Origin of the sequence: Achromobacter spanius, from assembly GCF_029637605.1 — a bacterium.
Classification (GTDB): Bacteria; Pseudomonadota; Gammaproteobacteria; order Burkholderiales; family Burkholderiaceae_B; genus Achromobacter; species Achromobacter spanius_E.
On record NZ_CP121261.1, the window covers coordinates 5,506,787 to 5,528,902 of the forward strand.

The window sequence follows — 22,116 nt, forward strand, 5'->3', positions numbered from 1 at the left end:
AAAGGTCCAAGCCGTTACTTCACGAGCGTCCAGTTGCCGTCCTTGACGGTGATGAGTTCGCGGCCGCGGTCATCGAAGCCGCTGTGGTCGGCGGCGCTCATGTTGTAGACGCCTTGCGTGCCCACCAGCTCCTTGGTTTGTTCCAGCGCGTCGCGCAATGCGCTGCGGAATTCCTTGGTGCCCGGCTTGCCGGCCTTTTCCGCGATGGGTACGGCCTTTTCCAACAGCAGGCCGGCGTCGTAGACGTTGGCGCCAAAGGTGGCGGGCTTGGAACCATTCAGCTTTTCGTACGCGGCGATATAGTCGGTGGCGACTTTCTTGGACGGGTTGCTGTCGGGCATTTCCGGCAGCACCAGCATCAGGCTGGCGGCCAGCACCGTGCCTTCGACCTTCTTGCCGCCCAGCTTCAGGAAGTCGGGCAAGGCCGCGCCGTGGGTTTGATAGAACTTGCCCTTGTAGCCTTGATCGAACAGCGTGGTTTGCGGCAGCACGCTGGCGGCGCCGGGGGCGGCCACCAGCACGGCGTCGGGCTTGGCGGCCAGGATCTTCAGCGCCTGGCCCGTTACCGAGCTGTCAAAGCGCAGATAGCGTTCGTTGGCGGTGATCTTGATGCCCTTGGCGGCGGCCAGGCCCGAAAAAACCTTGTACCAGTTCTCGCCATACGGGTCGTTCAGGCCGATGAATCCCACCGTCTTGATGCCGGTCTTGGCCATATGGTCGACCAGCGCGCGGGCGATGATGTCGTCGTTCTGCGTGGTCTTGAATACCCACTTCTTCTGTTCGTTCATGGGCAGCACCACGGCCGCCGTGCCCACCGGCGCCAGCATCGGCACGCCAGCTTCGGCGGCGAACTGGATCACGCCCATGGCGTTGGGCGAACCCGACGGGCCGATCAGCGCGTCCACGTTCTGTTCCGAAATCAGCTTCTTGAACGCCGTGACCGAGTTGGTGGAGTCGCTGGCGTCGTCCAGCGAGATGTATTCCACGGTCAGGTCGCCGATTTTCTTGGGCAGGAGCGGCACGCTGTTCTTCTGCGGAATGCCAACCAGCGCGGTTGGGCCGGTGGATGACGTGACGACGCCGACTTTCATTTGTGCCAGCGCGGGCAGGGCGAACAGGGCGGCAACGGCGGCGGCCGTGACCAGGGGGAGTTTCTTCGACAGCATGGCAAAACCTCCGGATAGGGAGCAGAGTGGGGGTGCAGCTGAAAAGCGGAGAAAACGGGAACAGCGTGGGGACTGCGGGAATTACTTGTTGCTTAAAATTTCTAACCTGCAAGGATCAGCACTGTAGACGGGCTCTTGGTGCTTACCTATCCGTCAAAACCCGAAGCAAGCATGGCGCAAGGCTCACTAGATGGTGATGGAGCTGACGCTGGCGCCGCCGCAAACAAACAGCGTCTGGCCGGTGACGAAGCTGTTGGCGGGGTCGGCAAAGAACATCACGGCGCGCGCCACGTCGTCGGACCGGCCCAGGCGTTTGACCGGAATGCCGTTGGCCAACTGCTTCTCGCGTTCGCTGCCGGGTTCGATCACTTCGTAGAACATGTCCGTCTGGATGGGGCCGGGCGCCACCACGTTGACCGTGATGCCATAGGGCGCCAGCTCCAGCGACCAGGTGCGCGCCATGCCGACCATGCCAGCCTTGGTGGCCGAATAGGCGGTGCGGGTGGGCAGGCCCAGCGCGCCGCGTGACGACATCATCACGATGCGGCCAAACTTGCGTTCCTGCATGCCGGGCAGCGCCGCCTGCACCAGGCTGATCGCCGCGCCCAGGTGAATCTGGGTCAGGCCGTGCAGTTCTTCCTGCGTGACTTGCGGCAGCAGATTTGGCCAGATGACGCCCGCGTTGTGGATAACGTGGCTGATGGGGAATTTGGCGGCTGCCTCCTGGCCCGCCTGCGCCGTGGCGTCGGCGTCCAGCAGGTCCACCTGCATGTTGTGCAGGCGCGGGTGGCTGAAGTCGGCGGCGCGGCGCGCCATCGAAATCACTTCATAGCCGGCATCCAGCATGCTGCGGCAGATCTCGGCGCCAATGCCGGCGCTGCCGCCGGTGACCAGCGCTACGTGTGGTTGAGTCATGCGTGTCCTTGGTTGCGTTGCCGTCTTCGACCGGCTCAGGCTTTCGGCGCCAGCGCCAGCACGCGCAGCGGGCTGCCCGAGCCGCTGCGGATCTTCAGCGGTGCCGAGAAAATCACGGCACCTGTCGGCGGCAACTGGTCCAGGTTGGTCAGGCATTGCAGGCCGTAGCGGTTGTTGCCGTGCATGTAGTAGTGGCAGGGGTAGGGCGGGTTCAGGTGGTGGGCCTGGCCGGCGTCGGTGCCGACCGATTCCGTGCCGAAGCCGTGTACGTCGCGCTCCTTGATCAGCCACGGCACCACGTCCGCGTCGGGGCCGGGCGAGTGGGCGCCGTCTTCCTGCATGTTCAGGTATTCAACGGGCTTGGCGCGCTTGGACCAGTCGGTGCGCATCAGCACCCACGAACGCGCGGGGATGCGGCCATGCTTTTCTTCCCAGGCCTTGACGAAGTCGATGGTGAGCAGGAAGTCGGGGTTGTCGCGGGCCTCGGCGGAACAGTCGATGACGCAGGCGCTGGCGATGAAGGCATCGATGGGTATGGTGTCTACCGTGTTGTCGGGCTGGTCCTTGCCGCTGACCCAGTGGGCCGGCGCGTCGAAGTGGGTGCCCGTATGTTCGGAGCACGAGAAATTGTTCCAGTACCAGGCGGGGCCACGCTCGTCATAGCGCGAGATCTCTTCCATGCGGAACGGCCAGGCCTGGCCGAACTCCGGCGGCAGCACGATGGTGGGGAATTCCGGCGTCAGCGTCTCGGTCAGGTCCACCAGGCCGATGCGGCCGGTGACGAGTTCCGTCATGAATTGGGCAAGAATGTTCTGGCTCATGCTGCGGCTCCTATTGGTTCACGGTGTGGCGATATGGCGTTGTCGGGGGCGCGGGGCATCAGCCGCCCAGTTCCCGTTCCAGTCCCTTGGGGTTGTCGGCCAGGCGCGCGCGGAATTCCTGCGCCACATCGCCCACATAGACGTCTTCGATCCCGTCTTTCAGCGCGCGCACAATCGCGGCGGCAATCGCCGCGGGTGCCACGCGGGGCGGCGGCGTGCGCTGTTCCCATTCATGGTCAACGGGGCCCGGAAATACGTTCACCACCCGCACGCCCGCGCCGCGCATTTCAGCGCGCAGGCATTGGGCCAGCGACAGCGCGGCGGCCTTCGATGCCGACCACATGCCGCGCGACGGCAGGTTCATGTGCGCATAGATGGACAGCACGTTGACCCAGGCGGTGGCGTTGTTCACGCCGTCGGCGGCGCGGCCGCACAGGGCGGGGCCGAAACTCTGCGCCAGGCGCATCAGCCCCAGCACGTTCACGTCCATGGCGTCGCGCGCGGTGTTCACGTCCTTGCGGTAGAGCAGCCCGCCTTCGCGTTCCAGGTCGGCCGTGTTCACCAGGATTTCAACCTTGCCGCCGATGGAGGCGGCAAGCCGGTCCACGGAGTCGGAGTCGGTCACGTCCAGGGCCACCGACTGCACGCGCGGGTCGGCGGCCAGCGCGTCAAAGGCGGCGTTGCGCTTCCAGGACTGCGCGTCGCCCAGGAATACCGTGGGGCAGCCCGCGTCCAGCAAGGCCCGCGCCACGGCCTGGCCCACGGCGGTCTTGCCGTCGGTGACCAGCGCGCGGCGGAATTTCGGGTCGCACGAGGTTTCGCGCAGTGTCTTGTCGTCTTCCATGTTGGGCGTGTTCCTTTCAGGCAGGGCGATCATCACGGCTTGGCCGCTGCGGTCCAGTTTCAGGGCCAGCCGCACGCGCGCGCCGTCGGCGCAATCCTGGTGCACATGCGCCACGACCGACGGGCCGGCGTCCATCACGACGGTGCCGACGCGCCAGGGCAGGCGTTCGCGGAAATACAGGTCGTTGCTGTGATGCAAGGTGGTGCTGACCAGCAGCACGCCGTTGGGGTTGGCCGGACGCCAGGGCAGGTTCTCAGACAGGCAGTGGCCGCAGACTTCGCGCGGCGGGTACTGCACCGCGCCGCAATCGGCGCAGGTTTGCAGGTCGAAGCGGCCTTCGGCGGCGGCGGCCGTCAGCCCCAGCGCCGTGCGGCTGCGCGAGCCGGGCGGCAAGGTGGGCTGGCGGGTGCGCGCAACCGGATTCTTCCGGGGCGGCTTGGCTAGCGGCTCGGTCATGCGTCGCTCCTTGCCAGGATGGCCGCGGCGGTGCACAGCCCGCGGTCGTAATTGATCATGCCGAAACCGCTGACCATGCCGATGCGGGCATCCGGAACTTGCGTGCCGCCCGCCGTGCCCGTCAATTGGCGCAGCGCCTCGACCATGCCCAGGTAGCCGCCGGCGGCGCCTGCCTGGCCCACCGACAACTGGCCGCCGTTGGTGTTGAAGGGAAAGCTTCCGTCCACGGTGAACGTGTGCTCGCGGACGAATGCCGGCGCGGCGCCTTTTTCGCAAAAGCCCAGGTCTTCAATCTGCATCAGGTTGATGACGGGGTAGTCGTCATAGGCTTGCAGGAAGTCCATGTCGGCCGGCGTGGCGTTGGCCTGGCCGTAGAGTTCGTCCACGTCCATTGTCCAGCCGCCGCGCGTCTGGATCGGGTCGTCGATCCAGGCGTTGTGGCGTTCGATGGTGGACAGGATGCGGGCGTAGGGCAGGTTCAAGGCGCGGGCCTGCTCCTCGCGCATCACCAGAAAGGCATCGGCACCCGCGCAGGGCATCACGCAGTCGAACAGATGGATGGGGTCGGTGATGACGCGCGCGTCCAGGTATTGCTGCAACGTCAGCGGCTTTTTCATCAGCGCGTGCGGGTAGCGCAGCGCGTTGTCGCGTTGAGCCACGCACAGCTTGCCGAAGTCTTCGCGCGTGGCGCCCGTCGCGCGCATGTAGTGCGCGGTCAGCAGGGCGAAGCTGGCGTTGGGGCCGCCCGCGCCATAGGGGTAGACGGCGTCCTGCGCAAAGCGCGAGAACTGGCTGACAGTGTTGCGAAACGAGTCCACGTGGTTGGTGTCGCCCGCGATGCAGGCCACGATGTTCGCGTCGCCCGCCTGCACGGCGCGGGCCGCGCGACGCAAGGCCACCACGCCGCTGGCGCCGCCCATGGGGATGTGGTCCAGCCAGCGCGGGCTCATGCCCAGGTGCTGGACCAGGCCGACGGCGGTGTCGGGCGCCAACGTGAAGCTGGACACGCACAGGCCGTCGACATCGGTCTTGGCCAAGCCGGATTGCCGGATCAACGCGCCCAGCGCGCGGCCCAGCCACCAGTGCGCGGCGTGAGTGGAATAGCGCTCGTACGGAATGGTGACGGGCAGGGCCGCCACGACGCCGTCGTATCCCAGGCGGCTCATTGGGCAGGCTCCTGGCGCTTTTTCATGGCGTTGGTGTCGATGCAGCGTGCCGTGCCGGGCAAGGTCGGCGCCAACGCCTTCATTTCGCCGCGCTGGATTTTGTTGGTGGTGGTCAGCGGCAGGCTGTCCACAAAGGCCACATAGCCGGGCGCCTTGTAATAGGCCAGTTGTTGCAGGCACCACTGCACGATGCCGCGCGCGGCCTCGGCCATGGCGGCGTTGTCAGCAGGCAGGGTTTCGGGCACGACGCAGGCCAGCACTTCATCGCCGCGCACCGGGTCGGGCACGGCGGCCACCGCCACGGCCTTGACCAGAGGATGCTGCATCAGCACGCTTTCCACTTCCACGGCCGAGATGTTTTCGCCGCTGCGGCGGATCACGTTTTTCTTGCGGTCCACGAAGCGCAGCGCGCCGTCGGCTTCGCGGCGCACGATGTCACCGGTGTGGAACCAGCCGTCCTGCCAGGCTTCATCGGTGGCGGCTTGGTCTTTCAGATAGCCGGCAAAGAAACCGTAGCGCGGGTCGTCGCCCGCGTGGCGCACCAGCAGCTCGCCGGGTTCGCCCACGGCGGCGGGCTGGCCGGCGTCGGTCACGATGCGGACCTGCACATCGTCTTCCTCGCGGCCGAAGCTGCTGGTGCCGATGTAGCGGGGTTCCTGGTTGGCAATGATGACGGCGCCCGCACCGGTCTCGGTCATGGCCCAGGCTTCCAGCAAGGGAAAGCCGAAGCGCGCTTCAAACGGCGCGTGCAGGGTGCGGTCCACGCCCGCGCCAAAGCCGAAGCGGATGGCGGGCTGCAAGTCACTGTCGGACGGCGTGGCTTTCATCAGGATGGCGGGCATCACGCCCAGGTAATGCAGCACGGTGGCGCCGGAATCGCGCACGCTGTCCCACCAGGTCTTGGGGTGGAAGCGGTCCAGCGGAATCAGGCAGCCGCCCGTCAGCACCATGGCCATGGCCGAATACGCCATGGCGTTCATGTGCACCAGCGGCAGCGGAGTCAGCATGCGTTCCTGGCCGGGGCGCAGGGCGGCCAGGCCGCCAATGCGCGCATACCAGCCGCCCGCGTGCAGGAAATAGCGGTTGGGCAGGATGCAGCCCTTGGGGCGGCCGGTGGTGCCGGACGTGTACAGCAGCGCGCATTCGCTCAGTTCGGTGGGCGTGGTGTCGGCCAGCGGCGCGGCGAAGGGCGCGGCTGGGGGCGCGTCGTCCGGGCCCATCACGCGCAAGGGGCGGCCCGCGCGCTCGGCGGCGGCCAGCAGGTCGGCGTGGCGCTTGGGCAGGGCGACGGCCAAGGCGATCTCGGAGTGGCCCGTCAGGTATTCGAGTTCGGCCGCGCGCAGGTCCGGGTTGATCGGCACGACCGACACACCCAGCGCGTTCAGCGCGAACCAGTGCAGGAAGAAGGCGGGGCGGTTTTCCAGCAGCAGCCCCACGCGATGGCCGTGGCCGTAGCCGGCTGCCGCATAGGCGGCGCGCAGCGTTTCAATGGCGTCGGCCGCGCGGCCATACGAGAGTTCGCCGGCGTCTATGCCATAGACGCCGGCTGTTTCCGGCAGGATGCACAAGAAGGGTTGTGCGCCGTAACGGGCGGCGGTGTCGCTGAAAGCCTGATGGACGGTGGTGTTCACACGCCGCTCCTACATGAACAATTGGATGTTGCCGAAGGCGGCGTCGCAGTTGACGAGGTCAACGCGCTTCAAGCGGATGCGCAGCGCACCGTCCTGTTCCACCAGGTGGTGCGTGGTCCAGCCGGCGAAGAGCGTCTGCGTGTCCTGCCGGGTTTCAACATAGTGAAAAGCGGTGCGCACTACGTGACGGCCTTCAGCGGGCGCGGCGTCAGGGTGGTCGTGCTCCACCGTGGGCGCTTGCAGCAGGTGGTGGCAGCGGCTTTTCGGCTGCTGCGAAAACGTGCGCTGGCCGGCCAGCCGTTCCACGCGCACGCGCAGCAACAGCTTGTCTTCGTACATCAGGGAAGCGTGCAGCTTCGCGTCCGTCTGGCCATGGGCCAGTGGCATCCAGTAGTAGCCGTCTTCGGTGTACAGATTCAGCCAGTCCTCAAAGCGCAGCTCGTCCAGCAGGCGCGCTTCGGCGTAAACAAAATCGATCAACTCGCGGTCGCTTGCGCTCATACCGACTCCGGTCCGGTCATGTAGCGGCCCCATGCGCGGTATTGGTTGCGCATCTGCCATTCGTTGGTGCCGTTGGTGGTGACGTTTTTCTGGCCGGCCTCATCGGGCGTAAACAGCCGGCCCACGTTGACCCAGTCACGCGCGCGCGAATTCAAGCCGTCCTGCGCGCGTTCGTACATTTCCAGGTCGTCATGGCCAACGACGGAGGTGGGCGCGTTGATCAGCCGGTTGTACATCAGCGTGCGTTCCAGCAGCAGGTCGGGCGCGCCCACCAGGCGGAACGTCCAGGATTCGACCAGCGTGCGGTCGGCGGCGATGGGCTTGAAGATGCGCAGCGTCTGGATCGGGCCTTTCACCATGATGTTGGGGAAGTACACGGTGTTGTGGCGCACGTCGCCCAGGATCTGCTTGGCGCGTTCCTCGCCGTAGGCGGCAACCATCGAATCCCAATAGCCCGGCACGCCGGAGTACGAGGCATGGATGGAGTCCGACACGCCGGTATGGCCGTGGCCGTTTTCCCAGACGCGGATGCCCATGTTCTCAAAGAATTCATAGGGCGAGATAAACGGTGCGAACAGTTCCACCGCCATGGGCTTGGGCGTGCCTTCGGGCGCCTGCTCCCACACCTTCACAGCCGTGCCGGCCGACGATTCATGCGCCACCATCGGGTGGCAGGTGTCGGTCTGGTTGTCGACCAGCATTTTCCAGTTGCAGCGGTGCATGTAGCGCAGCACGCCGCCGGCCACTTCCAGCCGGCCCTCGGGCGAGCGGTCCACCATGTTGTCCAGCGTGGACAAGGATTCGCCGAAGAAGTCCTCGAACGACTGGCCTTCCGGATTCAGGCGGCAGAACACAAAGCCGCGATGGTTCTTCACATCCTTGACGGCGGCCATGCCCTGGCTGGCTTCGCAGTTTTCCAGGCCGGTGTTCTCGTAGCCCTTCTTCAGCGGTATCGACAGCAGGCTGCCGTCGGTCTTGAACGTCCAGGCGTGATAGGGGCAGCGGAAGAACTTGCCGGTGTTGCCGCAGGCCTCGCCCGCCACCATGGTGCCCTTGTGCGGGCAGCGGTTGTGCAGCACGCGCACGGTCTTGTCGCTATGGCGCACCATCACCACGGGCTGGTTGCCGACGGTGGTGGTGATGTAGTCGCCGTTGTTCGGTACCTGGCTGTCGTGGCCGACGTAGACCCAGGTGTTGGCGTACAGGCGCTCCATTTCCAGGTCGAACAGTTCCTGGTCGATGAACAGGTCCTTGTGCACTTCCGTGTCGCGCAGCAGGGCGCGGATGGCGTCGGGGTTGTCGCGGTATTTGGCCATGGTCGCTTCCTTGTCGTCGGGGCCGGCGGCCTTACAGGTCCAGCACCAGGCGCTGCGACTTCGCGCGCGAGATGCAGATCTGGATGATCTTGCCGCTGGCCTTCTCGGTGTCCGAGAGGTAGTAGTCGCGATGGTCAGGCTCGCCTTCCAGCACGGTTGCCTGACAGACGCCGCATTCGCCGCGCTTGCAGTCGTACATGGGGTCGCAGCCTTCTTCTTCCATGACGTCGACGATGGTCTTGTCGGCGGGGATGGTCAGCGTGCGGCCGGACTGACGCAGTTCCACTTCAAAGGCTTGGTCGCCGGCTTGCGCGGCGGCGGTGACGAAGAGTTCGAAGTGAATGTGGGCTTCCGGCCAGTGGCGCGCCTTGGCACCGGCGATGACGGCGTCGATCAGGCCCTTGGGGCCGCACACGTACAAGTGCTGGCGGGGGTTGGAGGCGGCCAGCAGCGCTTGCAGGTCGAAGCGGCAGGACGGGTCGTCATCCGCGTGCACGGTCAGGCTGCTGCCCGCCAGCGCTTCGAGTTCGGGCAGGAAGGCCAGTTGGTCCTTGCTGCGGCCACAGTAGTGCAGATGAAAGTCGCGGCCGGCGGCTTTGAGCGCGGCGGCCATGGAGGCCACGGGCGTGATGCCGATGCCGCCCGCGATCAGCACCACGGGCTCGTCGCCTGCCGGCGATTCATGCAGCGGGAAATCGTTCTTGGGGCCTTCGACGTCGAGCGTGTTGCCTTCGGCCAGCGCGTGCATGTGGCGCGATCCGCCCTGGCTGGCTTCCTCCAGCCGCACACCCAGCCGGTATTCCGTGGGCTGCGCGAACTGGCCAGCATCGGGCGTCAGTTGCACCAGCGAATAGCAGCGCGGCTCGCGCAAGCCCGGCACCGTCACTTTCAGGTGCGCGCCGGGGCCGAAGGCGGGCAGGGGGCCGGCGTCTTCGCGCGCCAGGCGGAAGGATCGGATCAGCGGCGACTCTTGCCGGACTTCGCGGATGATGAGTTTCAGTGTCTGCACGGCGTTTGTCTCTATCGGTATTCGGGTCTTTTGGATCAGGCCGCCAGCTTTTCAGCCATCTGGCGTTCCATGGGGGCGCAGCTTTCGCTGGCCAGCGCGGTCTCGCGCAAGGCGCGCAACGAGGCGGCGGCGTCCGGCCGACCCACCAGTTGCTCGGCCGCCGCAAGCAGTTGGCGATACTTGCCGCCACCGCGCACATGCGTGTCGCTATAGCCCTTGACCAGGCGGCGGCAGTTGACGGTTTCAACCGCCAGCGCGTAGTCCCGTGGCGCGAGCCGGGTGATCAGGTCCAGCCATTGCCGCAAGCCTTCGGCTTCGATCTGATGGCGCAGCGTGCGGCGGCGAAAGCGGCGCATGCCGGCCAGCGAATACAGCATCAGAAAGCCGCTTAGCGTGCCGCTTTGCATCAGCCGCCCCTTGCCCAGACGGCGTTCCACAAAGCCGCCAAAGGCCTTGGAGCCTTCAAGCCAGCGGCCCAGGCTCGTGGGCATCGTGCCGCAGATTTCTTCCAGGCGCGGATGCATGTAGTCGGTGGTCATCACCAGTTGATCGGCACGCGCGCCCACTTCGCGGCGCACCCGTTCAAAGCGCGTGCCGCGTGTTTTCAGATCGGCCACCCGGATCACGTCGTCATACGCCATGGCGGTGGCCACATAGCGCGCGGCGGCACAGGTCAGCGCCCATTGCTGAGCGTCGCCGCCGTGTTGCGCATCCAGGTCGCGCAAGGCTTTCATGTGCCGCAGATAGTCGGCGGCATAGGCGGCGTCCTGGAATTCAAGCTGGCGGCGCACGCCGGCCGTCAGCATGGGCTGTGCACAGGCGGGGAAGTCGCGCTTGATGGTGTCCAGCAGCGCTTGCGTCTTCGGGCTGGCGGCGCGTTCGGGCACGTCGGCCACGGGGCGCGTCAGGTCGATGGCGGCGGGTTGGGCGGGCGCCTGATGCGCCGCGTCGAAGCCCAGCGCGAAGGCGCGCAGGCTGGCGTCCACGCCCAGGCCGGCGCGGCGCACGGTGGCTTCGAAATCTTCGCGCGTGAAGGGCAGCGCGCCGCTGCCGGCCACCGCGCCAAACAGGCTGGCGCTGATGACGCTGCCGGCGCGGTCGGCCAGGTCTTGCAAGTCAAAGCACAGGAAGCGCTTGGCGGCGGCGCGGCCGGCTTCCAGCACTTTGTTGGGGTCCGCAATGCCGTTGCCCGGCGCGGACTTTTCGCTGACGGCGTAGCTGCGATGTGATGACGACAGCAACACCGTGCGTTCCGGCGTGACCAGGCCGCGCTGGATGGCGCGGCCGCCTTCCATCAATTCGGCGGCTACGACCAGATCCACGTCGCCGGGCGTGGGCATCAAGGCCAACGCGGGCGCGCGGCCGGCGCGTGCCACGTCGGCTTCGGGCAGCAATTCCAGGTAGTAGATCGTGGCGCCGGTGCGTTGCGCCACGCCAGGCACGGAAGTCGTCTGCGCCCACCAGCCGGCGTGCTCGGCCATGTCGACGATCCAGTCGGCCAGCACGCCGCCGCCCTGGCCGCCCATGGCCAGGATGGCGATCTTGATCGGGTTGCCTTGCTGCATTGCCACCGGGTTCATGAAGGGCTAGTCCTTACAGGGCGTATTGAGCCAGCCGCGCGGCGCGGCGGCGTTGCAGGAAACCGATGACCGCGCCGCGCATGCGCGCCAGGAAGCGGTCGGTGCCGGTTGGGTTGTGCACGATGTCGGCGCGGTAGAAAGACGGGCACAGCACGGCGGCATGCGCGACTTCGCCGCAGTTGCCGCAGCCCACGCAACTGCTTTCCACGTGCGCCACGGGGTCTTCCTTCAAGGGGTCGCCACTGTCCTTGACCGACAGCGACGGGCAGCCCGACAGCCGGATACAGGCGTGGTCGCCGGTGCAGACGTCGGGGTCCACGCCAAAGCGTTCCTTCACCATGCGGCGGCCTTCCTTGACCGCCTTGTTGAACAGCGGCTTCACGCGGCGCTGCTTGTTCAGCATGCATTCCGACTGCGCGATGATGACCTTGGGACCCTTGATGTCGGTGGTCAGCGCTTCTTCCAGCGTGGCGCGTACCTTGGCCACGTCATAGGTGCGGTCCAGCGTGCGTACCCACTTCACGCCCACGCCGCGCACGGCATGGTCGATGGGGTTGTTGGTGGAGCGGTCGGGGTTGTCGGCGCGCGACGACAGAATGTCCTGCCCGCCCGTGGCCGAGGCGTAGAAGTTGTCGACGATGACGATGACGCCGTCGTACTTGTTGAAGACCGCGTTGCCGATACCGGACGACAAGCCGTTATGCCAGAAGCCGCCATCGCCCATGATGGAGATGGGCCGCTTGGCGGCGGGCACGTTGAAGGCCGCCGCGCTGGACGCGCCCAGTCCGTAGCCCATGGTGGTGGCGCCCAGGTTGAAGGGCGGCAGAATGGAAAACAGGTGGCAGCCGATGTCGCACGAAATATGGTGCTGACCCAGCGTTTCCTGCGCCAGCGTCAGCGCGGAAAAGATGGGGCGTTCGGGGCAGCCCGTACAGAAACCGGCGGGGCGTGGTGGCACCACCGACGCCAGGCCCTGCACCTGCTTGTGAAAGGTGATGGGCTGTTCGGTGGGCTTGGCGGCGGGCGGGGTTGCGGGCTTCGGCCGCGAGACTTCCGTGATTTCCAGTTGGCGGGTGGCGGCTTGTGCCTCGGCTTCGGCCTGGGCTTCAGCCTGTGCATCCACCGCCACTGCCGCATGCGTCTGCAGCGATTCGGGGCGATGGCGCTTCAAGAATTCGCGCAGGCCGTCACGCATCACCTGCGTGGTGTATTCGCCCGCCATCGGCAGCACGTCCTTGCCGGACAGATGCGTGTCGATACCCGCCTTGCGCAGCACGGCATGCAGGTTCTGTTCGATGTAATCGGGCTGGCCTTCTTCCAGCAGCAGCACGGCGCGCTTGCCACGGCAGAATTCGGTGACCTCGTCTTCGATGACGGGGTAGGTCACGTTCATGACGTAAAGCGGAATTCGGCTGTTGCCGAAGTTGTCGGCCAGGCCCAGGAGTTGCAGCGAGCGGATGACGCCGTTGTACAAGCCGCCTTGCAGGATCAGGCCGATATCGTCCTGGTCACCGTCGAAGTGCTCGTTCAGCTTGTGCTCTTTGATGTAGCGGATGGCGGCGGGCCAGCGGTCCTTGATCTTTTCCTGTTCGTGCAGGAAGGACGCGGGCGGCAGCACGATGCGGCTGGTGTCGCGCGCCGGGCTTTCCAGCGCCTGGGCCAGCGAGAACGTGGGGCGCTTGTTTTCCTTGGCGATGAAGCGGCCATGCACGTGGCAACCACGAATGCGCAGTTGCAGCATGACCGGCGTCTTGCTGGCTTCCGACAATTCAAAACCGTCTTCCACGGCCTTGACCATGCTTTCCAGGTTGGGGCGCGGGTCCAGCAGCCAGATCTGCGATTTCATGGCAAACGCATGCGAGCGTTCCTGCATGATGGACGAGCCTTCGCCGTAGTCTTCGCCCACGATGACCAGCGCGCCGCCCGTGACGCCGCCTGATGCCAGATTGGCCAGCGCGTCCGAGGCCACGTTGGTGCCCACGGTGGATTTCCACGTGACGGCACCGCGTATCGGGTACATGACGGACGCGGCCAGCGTGGCGGCGGCGGTGGCTTCCGAGGCACTGGCCTCGAAGTGCACGCCGAGTTCCTGGAGGATTTCGTTGGCGTCCGCCAGCACGTCCATCAGGTGCGAGATGGGTGAGCCCTGGTAGCCCGCCACATAGCCCACGCCCGATTGCAGCAAAGCCTTCGTGACGGCAAGTATGCCTTCGCCGCGAAACTCTTCGCCGGCGCCAATTCGCAACTGCTGGACTTCTTTCTTGAAAGACCTTTCAGCCATCTCGAACTCCTGGTTGGGCCGGTTTGCCGGTCCTCAAGCCTTGCTGCCGTGCAGCATCGTCGTGTCACGAAATTTTCGTCTTAAAAATACTTTAGGAGTCAACGTTTTAGCTGTCAACAAAAAAGATGAAATTTCATGGAAATCAAAAAATACCACGCAAAAACAAGGGTGTATATACTGGTTGTTCTCTAGCTACCTGCCGGGATTTCGTCCCTGGCATGGTGCAAAAACGGGTTGCGATTCGGGGTATACCCTGTGCTGCGCAACAGCATTGCGGCACATCATGGCGCGCGTTTGCGCCGTCGTGGTGCAATGCGCTTTCCGGCCATGGGCCGTTCACGAAATTCCGGTGCGTGGGGGCACAGCAACATGCGGTTGGACAAGCAGCGGGACACCCTTTTGACAGGTCGCGGTACGTCGGGGCCGCGTTTCGTCGACGGCTATCTGGCCTATCTGCTGGCGCAGGCCAGCCAGCGCATTTCGGCTGAATTCCATTTGCAGGTGAAGGCGGCCGGCTTGTCGGTCACGGAATGGCGGGTGTTGGCCAGCCTGGAAGGCAGCCCCGGCGAAACCATCGGCACCCTGGCGGTATTGGCCATCACCAAGCAGCCCACCTTGAGCAAGGTGGTGCAGCGCATGGAGGCCGATGGGCTGGTGGCGCGCACGGGCGTGCGGGCGGATCGCCGGCAAACGCGGGTATGCATCACCACCAAAGGCACCAACTTGATCGCGGCGTTGTGCGAGCAGGCCTTGCAGCATCAAAAGGCGGTGCTGGCGCCGTTCGGTGAAGAAAAAGCGGCGCTGCTGATCGACATGCTGGAAGTGTTGATGACCGAGCACGTGCCGCTGGAGCTGCCGATCGACGACGAGTAATGAGCGCCAGACATCCATGTCCGTGGCATCGGCGCACTCGAACGCTGTTCGATCCAATTATTTTGTTACTTGCATATACGTCCCTTAATAGTTCTTCCTCTGTGAAAAGGGGTAACGGTACGCATAAACCCTGAATTGACGGGGGTCTTGGGGCTAGGCACACTCGCGCCGGTATTCAGACTAATGTCAGGAGTTAACCCACTATGCGCCGCACTTTGATTGCTATCGCGATCGCCGCCGCCGTGGCCGTGCCCTCGATCGGGCAGGCCAAGACTTTCCGTTGGGCCGCCCAGGGCGACATTCTTACGTTCGACCCGCACTCGCAAAACGAGGGCATGACCATCGCCGCCAACAGCTACATCTACGAGCCGCTGGTGGACTACGACAAGACATTCAAGCTGGTGCCGCGCCTGGCCACGGAATGGGAACAGGTGTCGCCGACCCTGTACCGATTCAAGCTGCGCCCAGGCGTGAAGTTCCATGACGGCGCGGCCTTCACGGCCGACGACGCGGTGTTCTCGATTCACCGCGCCATGGCGCCCACCTCGAACTACAAGGCCTACACAACCGGCATCAAGGAAGCGCGCAAGGTCGACGACCTGACGATCGAGATCGAAACCTCGGCGCCCAATCCGGTGCTGCTGCGCCAGCTGACCAACGTGTTCATCATGAACAAGGCCTGGTCGGAAAAGAACAACATCGCCAAGCCGCAGGACTACGTCAACAAGGAAGAGACCTTCGGCGCGCGCAACACCAACGGCACGGGCCCGTACAAGCTGAAGACGCGCGAAGTGGACGTGCGTACCGTTTTTGAAGAAAACAAGGACTGGTGGAACAAGGCCGGTAAGGTCGGCAACGTGACCGAAGTGGTGTTCACGCCGATCAAGCAGAACGCCACCCGCACCGCCGCGCTGCTGTCGGGCGAAATCGACTTCGTGCTGGACCCCGCCGCCCAAGACCTGCAACGCCTGCGCCAGGCGCAGAAGGTGGTGGAAGGCAACGAATACCGCACCATCTACCTGGGCCTGGACCAGAAGCGTCCGGAATTGCAGTATTCCAACATCAAGGGCAAGAACCCGTTCCAGGACATCCGCGTGCGTGAAGCGCTGTATCGCGCCATCGACGTGGACGCCATCAAGCGCGCCGTGATGCGCGGCCTGTCCGCGCCCACCGGCACGATGATCGCGCCGCAGGTTCACGGCTGGGCGGAATCGGTGCACAAGCGCGTGCCCTACGATCCCGAAAAGTCCCGCGCGCTGTTGAAGGAAGCCGGCTACGACGGCACGCTCAACTTCACGCTGGACTGCCCCAACAACCGCTACATCAACGACGAAGCCATCTGTCAGGCCGTGGTCGGCATGTGGGCCAAGGTGGGCGTGAAGGCCACGATGAACGCCATGCCGCGTTCCACGTACTTCCCCAAGGTGCAGTCGTTTGACACCAGCGCCTACCTGTTCGGCTGGGGCGTGCCCACGTTCGACGCCATGTACACGCTGCAGAACCTGATCCGCACCAAGGGTGAGGGCGCCGACGGCATGTACAACCTGGGCGGCTACAGCAACAAGGAACTTGACGTCATCATCGATCGCATCAAGACCGAAACCGATCCGGCCAAGCGCGACGCCGACATCATCACCGTGCTGCAAGGGCACGCCAAGGACTTCGGCCATATCCCGCTGCATGACCAGGTCATCCCCTGGGCGATGCGCAAGAACGTCACGGTTATCCACCGTGCCGACAATCGCCTTGTTGCCGATTGGGTCAAGGTTGACTGATCCCGGCTAACCAGACGGCGCGGAGCCCACCCGGCTCCCGCCGTCTTGTTTTGGTTGTTCCCCTATGTTTGCTTTCATACTGCGTCGCCTGTTGCAGGCCGTAGCGGTGATGCTCACCGTCGCGCTACTGGCCTTTGTGCTTTTTCAATACGTCGGCGACCCTGTCACCATCATGCTGGGGCAGGACGCCACCGATGCCGAGCGCATCGAGCTGCGTGAGCGCCTGGGCCTGAACGAGCCCGCCATCGTTCAATTCGGCCATTTCGTGGCCAACGCCGCGCAAGGAAATTTCGGCATTTCCCTGCGTCAGAGCGAACCCGTTTCCACCCTGTTGAAATCCCGCTTGCCGGCCACGCTTGAGCTGTCCATGGTGGCTGCCTTGCTGGCCCTGGTGGTGGGCGTGCCGCTGGGCGTATACACCGCGCTCAAGCGCAACAGCCTGGTATCCCAGATGCTGCTGGCCGGTTCCTTGTTGGGCGTGTCGCTGCCCACTTTCCTGATCGGCATCCTGCTGATTCTGGTGTTCTCCGTGCAACTGGGCTGGCTGCCCAGCTACGGGCGAGGCGAAACCGTCGCCGTGGGCTGGTGGACGTCGGGCCTGTTCACGGCCACCGGCTGGAAGCACCTGATCCTGCCATCCATTACCTTGTCGCTATTCCAGATGACGCTGGTGCTGCGCCTGGTGCGTTCGGAAATGCTGGAAGTGCTGCGGTCGGACTACATCAAGTTCGCCCGCGCCCGAGGCTTGAAGCGCCGCGCCATCCACTTCGGCCATGCGCTGAAGAACACCATGGTGCCCGTCATTACGATTACCGGCTTGCAGTTGGGCGGCATCATCGCCTTTGCCATCGTCACGGAAACCGTGTTCCAGTGGCCGGGCATGGGCTTGCTGTTCATCCAGGCGGTGCAATTTGCCGACGTCCCGGTCATGGCCGCGTACCTGTGTTTGATCGCGCTGGTGTTCGTGGTGATCAACCTGGTCGTCGATCTTCTGTATTTCGTCGTAGACCCGCGCTTGCGTTCGGGAATGACTCGCGCCGGGGGGGCTCATTGATGCGCGCCGTACTCAAACGCTGGTGGGACAGCGACATTGCCTGGGCCTGGCGCCGGGCGCCCGTGGCCATTCTGGCGACGCTGCTGTTGGCCGTCTTGCTGATCGGCTCGTTCGGCGCCGGCTGGGTCGCGCCGCACAACCCCTTCGACCTGACCACCGTGGAACTGCTGGACGCCTTGTTGCCACCCGCCTGGGAGGACAACGGCCAGGCCAACTACCTGCTGGGCACCGACAGCCAGGGCCGCGATCTGTTCTCGGCCATTCTGTACGGCACCCGCGTATCGCTCTTGATCGGGCTGGCGTCGGTGCTGCTGTCGATGCTGATCGGCATTGTGCTGGGGCTGATATCGGGCTATGCGGGCGGACGCATCGACGCCTTCATCATGCGCGTGGCGGACGTGCAGTTGTCGTTCCCCGCCATTCTGATTGCGCTGTTGATCGATGGCGTGGCGCGGGCCGCGGTGCCGCGCGACATGCACGAGCTGATCGCGTTTCCCGTGCTGATCGGCGCCATCGCGCTGGCCGGCTGGCCCCAGTACGCACGCACGGTGCGCGGCTCCACGCTGGTGGAGAAGAACCGCGAATACGTGCAGGCGGCGCGCGTGATCGGCGTGGCCTCGCCCGTCATCATGTTCCGCCACGTGCTGCCCAACGTGCTGGGGCCCGTGCTGGTGCTGGCCACGGTGCACCTGGCCACCGCCATCATCACCGAAGCCACCCTGTCGTTCCTGGGAGTAGGGGTGCCGCCGACCGCGCCGTCGCTGGGCACGCTGATCCGTATCGGCAACGACTTCCTGTTTTCCGGCGAATGGTGGATCACCATTTTCCCGGGCGCGGCGCTGGTGCTGCTGGTGCTGTCGGTCAACCTTCTGGGTGACTGGCTGCGCGATGCGCTCAACCCGCGGCTGAATTGAGGTAACCATGAGCGCACTACTGGAAGTCCGCAACCTGCGCGTGGAATTTCCCACGCGTCGCGGCACGCTACGCGCCCTGGACGACGTGTCCTTTTCCATCCAGGCCGGCGAAGTGTTGGGCGTGGTGGGCGAATCGGGCGCGGGCAAATCGCTGACCGGCGCGTCCATCATCGGCCTCTTGGAACCCCCGGGGCGCATCGCCGCGGGTGAAATCCTGCTGGCGGGCCGCCGCATCGACAACCTGCCCGACGAGCAGATGCGCCGCGTGCGCGGCCGCGAAATCGGCGCGGTGTTCCAAGACCCGCTGACGTCCTTGAACCCGCTGTACACGGTGGGCCGGCAGTTGGCCGAAACCATCGTCACGCACCTGGACATGACGTGGTCGCAGGCGCGTAACCGCGCGGTGGAGTTGCTGGCGTCCACCGGTATCCCGGCCGCGCGCGAACGTATCGACCACTATCCGCACCAGTTCTCGGGCGGCATGCGCCAACGCGTGGTGATCGCGCTGGCGCTGGCGGCCGAGCCCAAGCTGGTGGTGGCCGACGAACCCACAACGGCGCTGGACGTGTCCATTCAGGCGCAGATCATCGAATTGCTGAAACGCCTGTGCCGCGAGCACGGCACGGCGGTGATGCTGATCACGCACGACATGGGCGTGATCGCGGAAACCGCCGACCGCGTGGCGGTGATGTACGCGGGCCGTGTGGCCGAGATCGGGCCGGTGGCGGACGTGATCCACAAACCGCGCCATCCGTATACGTCGGGGCTGATGGGGTCGATTCCGTCCATGGACGGGCATACCGAACGGCTGGTGCAGATTGACGGCAGCATGCCGCGGCTGAATGCCATTCCGCCGGGCTGTGCGTTCAACCCGCGTTGCGGCCAGCGCTTGCCGCGCTGCGCGACCGAGCGCCCCGAATTGATGCCGGCGGGCACGTCCCGCGCGGCCTGTTGGTTGCATGACGATAAAACGATGGTGGTCGCATGAGCACGCCCTTGGTGGAAGTTAAAGACGCGGCGCGCTGGTTCGATGTGTCGCCGCCCTGGCTGGAGCGCAAGCTGGCCGGCAAGCCGCGCGTGATGCTGCGCGCGGTGGACGGCGTGTCGTTCGACATCGCGCGTGGCGAAACGCTGGCGCTGGTGGGCGAATCGGGCTGTGGAAAATCCACGGTCGCGCGCATGCTCGTGGGCCTGTACGGGCTGACGCGCGGCGATATCCATTTCGACGGCCAGCCGCTGTCGCGGATGTCTGAAAAGGGCGGGCGCAACTTGCGCAAGCGCTTGCAGATGATTTTCCAGGATCCCTATGCCAGCCTGAACCCGCGTTGGCGCGTGGGCCGCATCATTGCGGAGCCGATGCTGACGCATACGCAGATGACGGCCGACGAGCGCGTGGCGCGCGTCAGCGAACTGCTCAAGCAGGTGGGCCTGGACCCGGCGGACCAGGGCCGCTATCCGCACCAGTTTTCAGGCGGCCAGCGCCAACGCATTTCGATTGCGCGGGCGCTGGCGGTAAACCCGGAATTCCTGGTGTGCGACGAGCCCACCTCGGCGCTGGACGTGTCGGTGCAGGCGCAGGTGCTGAACCTGATGAAAGACCTGCAGCGCGAGCTGGGGCTGACCTACCTGTTCATTTCGCACAACCTGGCGGTGGTGCATCACGTGGCCGACCGGGTGGGCGTGATGTACCTGGGCCGCATGGTGGAAGTGGCCCCGCGCGACGAGCTGTTCGCGCGACCCCGGCATCCGTATACGCGCATGCTGCTGGAAGCGATTCCGGACATCAACGGGGCCGGAAAGTCGCGCACGGCGGTGGCGGGGGAGGTGCCGAACCCGTTGAATCCGCCCTCAGGGTGTACGTTTCATCCGCGCTGCCCGCATGCGAATGACCGGTGCCGGGCCGAAGCGCCGGTGGCGATGCTGACGGGGGTGTCAGTCGTGGCGTGCCACGCGGTGGAGGAAGGCCGCGTGTAACGGGAGCAGCAGCCCCGACCTGTCTCAGTGGCGGGGCTCGTGCACCGAGTCATACGGCGTGTCGTCGTCCTCGTCATCTTCATCGTCTTCGTCGTCTTCCTCTTCCTGCGCGGTGGGATCCGGCTGCGGTTCCTCGGTCAGGGCGAAGGGCAGGACGTCTTCCAGATTGTCGGACCACGCGGACTCTTCGCCATCGTGGTCCAGCTTGATGAAGCGTTCGCCTTCGTTCAAGGAAATCTGCACGGCCCACAGGTAGAGGCAATCGTAGGTGTCGTCGTCGGCATGCGGCAGGCCGCCGCGGTTACCCAGCAGGCGCGAGCCCGCGCCGCCCATCTGGACGTGGGTCTGCTCTTCGTCCGCTTCGGCGCTTTCGTCCAGCGGGACACCAAACGTGACCCACTCCGTGCCTTCATCGCCCAGGATGACTTCGGCCAGCACGGGCTTGCCCAGGTAGGCGCTGAGCGCGTCGGCGGTCTTGGCCAGCATGTCCAGTTCGGATGTACTGAAATGGGTCACGGAGGCGGGGGGAGTGGCAGAGGCGGACATGAAGGGGATTCCTGGGCGCGATGAAGCCGCGACGGCACGGCAAGATACATAAAGTCAGGCGCTATTGTCGCGCGATCGGCCTTGCGTTGCATCAGACGCTTGGATGACGCGGCGTGACAAGGCTGTCAGGCCGGCGCGGGCGTGAGCCGGAAGCGTGAGCCGGAAGCGTGATTCGGGCGTAATGCCCTTCGCCTTCACCCTTGCCTTCCTTCTGGCGGTATTGCCAGGCTTGCGGCGGTATCCAGATGGCGGATGGCGGCAACACACCGTCATTCGGACTGGGCCTACACTTGCGGCCTGTTCCTATATTCCCATTACGCATCACCGCCCATGACGCGCTCCGAACCTTCCGCCATTCCTGCCCGCTATTTGCTGTTTCCGCTGCTGGCGGCCCTGATCTGGTCGGTCAATATGATCGTTACCAAGATGGCCGCCGGGGTCATTTCGCCTGCCGTCATCGGGTTTTACCGCTGGGCCCTGGCCGGCGCCGTGCTGACCCCGTTTGCCCTGCGGGGCGTGTGGACGCAGCGCAGGCTGATCTGGCCCTATCTGCCGAAATTCGCCGTGCTGGGCGGCTTGGGTATGGCGCTATACCAGGGGCTGGCCTATGTGGCCGCGTCCAGCACCACGGCCACCAACATGGGCATCATCACCGCCATGATCCCGCTCTTGACCATCGCGGTGGGCACGGTGGTGCTGCGCCAGCGGCCCACGCTGATGGCGATGCTGGGCGGCCTGGTGTCGCTGGCGGGCCTGGCGCTTCTGATCGGCGAAGGCGACCCGGCCCGCTTGCTGTCCGTGGGCGCCAACCCCGGCGACCTCTTGATGGGGCTGGCCGCGCTGGCCTATGCGCTATACGGGGTGTTGCTGCGCCGCTGGGGTTTGCCGGTGGGGCCGTGGGTGTCGCTGTATGTGCAGATCGGTTTCGGCGTGCTGTTCCAGCTGCCCGCGTTCCTGATGGCCGCGCCGTCGCCGCTGAATGCCGACAACGTGCCGCTGGTGTTGTATGCCGCGATCTTCCCGTCCCTGTTTGCGCCCTTCCTGTGGATGCAGGGCGTCAAGCACCTGGGCCCCAACCGCGCCAGCATTTTCCTGAACCTGATGCCGGTGGGCACGGTGGCCATCGCGTCTGTCTTCCTGGGCGAAAAGCCACATCTGTTCCACATCGTGGGCGGTTTGCTGGCGCTGGCGGGCGTGATGCTGGCGCAGATGCGCACGCCTCGCCTGGGCGCGCGCGCGGGCAAGGCGGCGGGTTGAACGGGCGGTTCCGTCCCTGACGCGCGCCTGTCAGGGT

The 22,116-nt window shown here is 65.3% G+C and carries 19 protein-coding genes; 7 read left to right on the forward strand and 12 right to left on the reverse strand.

The window, feature by feature from the left end; all coding sequences use genetic code 11:
• Positions 1–14 precede the first annotated feature (14 nt).
• The 11 genes from P8T11_RS24515 to P8T11_RS24565 form a co-directional block, all read right to left on the reverse strand.
• Positions 15–1,166 (reverse strand): ABC transporter substrate-binding protein, encoded by a 1,152-nt coding sequence (locus P8T11_RS24515; protein WP_268079618.1) that lies wholly within the window; start codon positions 1,164–1,166, stop codon positions 15–17.
• A 186-nt stretch (positions 1,167–1,352) separates the two neighbouring features.
• Positions 1,353–2,081, reverse strand: coding sequence for an SDR family NAD(P)-dependent oxidoreductase (locus P8T11_RS24520; RefSeq protein WP_268079617.1), 729 nt, complete (start codon positions 2,079–2,081; stop codon positions 1,353–1,355).
• Positions 2,082–2,116: 35 nt separating this feature from the next.
• Positions 2,117–2,902 (reverse strand): cyclase family protein, encoded by a 786-nt coding sequence (locus P8T11_RS24525; protein WP_100852969.1) that lies wholly within the window; start codon positions 2,900–2,902, stop codon positions 2,117–2,119.
• Between the two features lie 58 nt (positions 2,903–2,960).
• Positions 2,961–4,202, reverse strand: coding sequence for an SDR family NAD(P)-dependent oxidoreductase (locus P8T11_RS24530; protein WP_268079616.1), 1,242 nt, complete (start codon positions 4,200–4,202; stop codon positions 2,961–2,963).
• Positions 4,199–5,368: a thiolase family protein gene (locus P8T11_RS24535; protein ID WP_268079615.1), complete on the reverse strand. Its 1,170-nt coding sequence runs from the start codon at positions 5,366–5,368 to the stop codon at positions 4,199–4,201. Before P8T11_RS24535 ends, P8T11_RS24530 begins: the two co-directional genes overlap by 4 nt.
• On the reverse strand, positions 5,365–6,999 hold the full coding sequence (locus P8T11_RS24540) for an AMP-binding protein (protein ID WP_268079614.1): 1,635 nt from the start codon (positions 6,997–6,999) through the stop codon (positions 5,365–5,367). Before P8T11_RS24540 ends, P8T11_RS24535 begins: the two co-directional genes overlap by 4 nt.
• Positions 7,000–7,008: 9 nt before the next feature.
• Positions 7,009–7,500, reverse strand: coding sequence for an aromatic-ring-hydroxylating dioxygenase subunit beta (locus P8T11_RS24545; protein ID WP_268079613.1), 492 nt, complete (start codon positions 7,498–7,500; stop codon positions 7,009–7,011).
• Positions 7,497–8,816 (reverse strand): aromatic ring-hydroxylating dioxygenase subunit alpha, encoded by a 1,320-nt coding sequence (locus tag P8T11_RS24550; RefSeq protein ID WP_268079612.1) that lies wholly within the window; start codon positions 8,814–8,816, stop codon positions 7,497–7,499. Before P8T11_RS24550 ends, P8T11_RS24545 begins: the two co-directional genes overlap by 4 nt.
• 31 nt (positions 8,817–8,847) lie before the next feature.
• Positions 8,848–9,825: a PDR/VanB family oxidoreductase gene (locus P8T11_RS24555; RefSeq protein ID WP_268079611.1), complete on the reverse strand. Its 978-nt coding sequence runs from the start codon at positions 9,823–9,825 to the stop codon at positions 8,848–8,850.
• 35 nt (positions 9,826–9,860) lie between these two features.
• On the reverse strand, positions 9,861–11,405 hold the full coding sequence (locus P8T11_RS24560) for an indolepyruvate oxidoreductase subunit beta family protein (RefSeq protein ID WP_268079610.1): 1,545 nt from the start codon (positions 11,403–11,405) through the stop codon (positions 9,861–9,863).
• A gap of 13 nt (positions 11,406–11,418) precedes the next feature.
• Entirely contained in the window at positions 11,419–13,686 is a 2,268-nt protein-coding gene (locus P8T11_RS24565) for an indolepyruvate ferredoxin oxidoreductase subunit alpha (protein WP_268079609.1), read from the reverse strand.
• 369 nt (positions 13,687–14,055) lie between these two features.
• Here P8T11_RS24565 and P8T11_RS24570 point away from each other — a divergent pair, with 369 nt between their 5' ends.
• The 6 genes from P8T11_RS24570 (at position 14,056) to P8T11_RS24595 (ending at position 20,276) form a co-directional block, all read left to right on the forward strand.
• The gene (locus tag P8T11_RS24570; RefSeq protein WP_268079608.1) at positions 14,056–14,559 is read left to right on the forward strand and encodes a MarR family winged helix-turn-helix transcriptional regulator; all 504 of its coding nucleotides are present in this window, start codon (positions 14,056–14,058) and stop codon (positions 14,557–14,559) included.
• A 203-nt stretch (positions 14,560–14,762) separates the two neighbouring features.
• Complete coding sequence (locus P8T11_RS24575; RefSeq protein ID WP_268079607.1) at positions 14,763–16,334, forward strand: ABC transporter substrate-binding protein; 1,572 nt, start codon at positions 14,763–14,765, stop codon at positions 16,332–16,334.
• A 64-nt stretch (positions 16,335–16,398) separates the two neighbouring features.
• Entirely contained in the window at positions 16,399–17,388 is a 990-nt protein-coding gene (locus P8T11_RS24580) for an ABC transporter permease (protein WP_100852959.1), read from the forward strand.
• On the forward strand, positions 17,388–18,302 hold the full coding sequence (locus P8T11_RS24585) for an ABC transporter permease (protein ID WP_268079606.1): 915 nt from the start codon (positions 17,388–17,390) through the stop codon (positions 18,300–18,302). Before P8T11_RS24580 ends, P8T11_RS24585 begins: the two co-directional genes overlap by 1 nt.
• Before the next feature lie 7 nt (positions 18,303–18,309).
• Complete coding sequence (locus tag P8T11_RS24590; RefSeq protein WP_268079605.1) at positions 18,310–19,290, forward strand: ABC transporter ATP-binding protein; 981 nt, start codon at positions 18,310–18,312, stop codon at positions 19,288–19,290.
• The gene (locus P8T11_RS24595) at positions 19,287–20,276 is read left to right on the forward strand and encodes an ABC transporter ATP-binding protein (RefSeq protein WP_268079604.1); all 990 of its coding nucleotides are present in this window, start codon (positions 19,287–19,289) and stop codon (positions 20,274–20,276) included. The genes P8T11_RS24590 and P8T11_RS24595 overlap by 4 nt, the downstream gene beginning before the upstream one ends.
• A 24-nt stretch (positions 20,277–20,300) precedes the next feature.
• Here P8T11_RS24595 and P8T11_RS24600 read toward each other — a convergent pair whose 3' ends face one another.
• Positions 20,301–20,822: a hypothetical protein gene (locus tag P8T11_RS24600; RefSeq protein WP_268079603.1), complete on the reverse strand. Its 522-nt coding sequence runs from the start codon at positions 20,820–20,822 to the stop codon at positions 20,301–20,303.
• A 330-nt stretch (positions 20,823–21,152) separates the two neighbouring features.
• Here P8T11_RS24600 and P8T11_RS24605 point away from each other — a divergent pair, with 330 nt between their 5' ends.
• Positions 21,153–22,079 carry a DMT family transporter gene (locus P8T11_RS24605; protein ID WP_268079602.1) on the forward strand — a complete coding sequence of 309 codons (927 nt, stop codon included), beginning with the start codon at positions 21,153–21,155 and terminating at the stop codon, positions 22,077–22,079.
• The last annotated feature ends 37 nt before the right edge of the window (positions 22,080–22,116 follow it).